The organism is Myroides odoratus (assembly GCF_965118575.1).
Lineage (GTDB): Bacteria > Bacteroidota > Bacteroidia > Flavobacteriales > Flavobacteriaceae > Flavobacterium > Flavobacterium odoratum_B.
This window is the reverse complement of record NZ_CBCPHW010000049.1, coordinates 1-902: the sequence shown is the minus strand read 5'-3', so window position 1 is coordinate 902 and position 902 is coordinate 1. Positions and strand designations below refer to the sequence as shown.

At 34.5% G+C, this 902-nt stretch carries 2 protein-coding genes; both read left to right on the top strand.

Features of this window, described 5'->3' with window-relative positions; all coding sequences use genetic code 11:
* Positions 1–66 precede the first annotated feature (66 nt).
* Positions 67–420: a transposase gene (locus ACMHJ2_RS17730; protein WP_413514178.1), complete on the top strand. Its 354-nt coding sequence runs from the start codon at positions 67–69 to the stop codon at positions 418–420.
* A gap of 175 nt (positions 421–595) precedes the next feature.
* The coding region (locus tag ACMHJ2_RS17725) for a transposase (protein WP_413514177.1) at positions 596–902 on the top strand (307 nt) is incomplete at its 3' end.

The window sequence follows — 902 nt, the reverse complement described above, 5'->3', positions numbered from 1 at the left end:
GGATCAATCTCAAAAGTTGTGTGTGAATTAAAAAAATAATCAGATTTTTGCAGAAACTATCCTATCGTGGACAATTATCTAGACCTACTTAAATTAATACTCCCTGAGTTCCTAATAGAACATTTTGATTTAGTAAAAACAACTAAACAGAATGAAATCATGCATCTTTATTTTGAGGAGCGCAATATTGTTCCATCCGAGCATAGTAATCTTATATTAGTTGCTCACGGTTTCCATAACGAAGCTACGATCCAAGATTTCCCCTTACGTGGCAATAGTGTTTATTTACATATAAAACGACGTAGATGGCTTGAAAAAGAATCTCGTAAATTAGTACAACGCGACTGGGAATTAGTAGCTAAGGGAACTAGGATGACAACCGAGTTCGCTTCTTTTTTAAAAGAAATTAATAGATACTAAGACCAATGACTGTCATACCATTGGTAGTTTCTTTGGTGTAGATGGTAAAAAACTACAACGACAATACAAAGAATCGTTAAGTGACTTTTGTAATTGGAACGCTAAGAATCATGCCAAAGAATGGCTTATATATCCCGAAAACATAGGTCCGTATCTTTCTATAGACGAAACAGCATTGTCTAAGGGTGAATTATATACTATCATAACCAACAAAAGAGCCAAAGTAAAAAAGGGAAGTTTAGTAGCTATATTTTCAGGGACTAAGGTAGAACCTATTGTAGAAAAACTACTTGGTGTCAGCTCAAAAATAAGAAGAAAAGTACGCGAAGTAACTTTAGATATGGCTAACTCTATGAAAAATATTGTAAGCAAGAGTTTTCCTAATGCTATACAAGTAACGGATCGTTTTCATGTACAAAAATTAGCGATAGAAGCCTTACAAGACATTCGTATCCAAGAGCGATGGAAAGCACTGGATAACG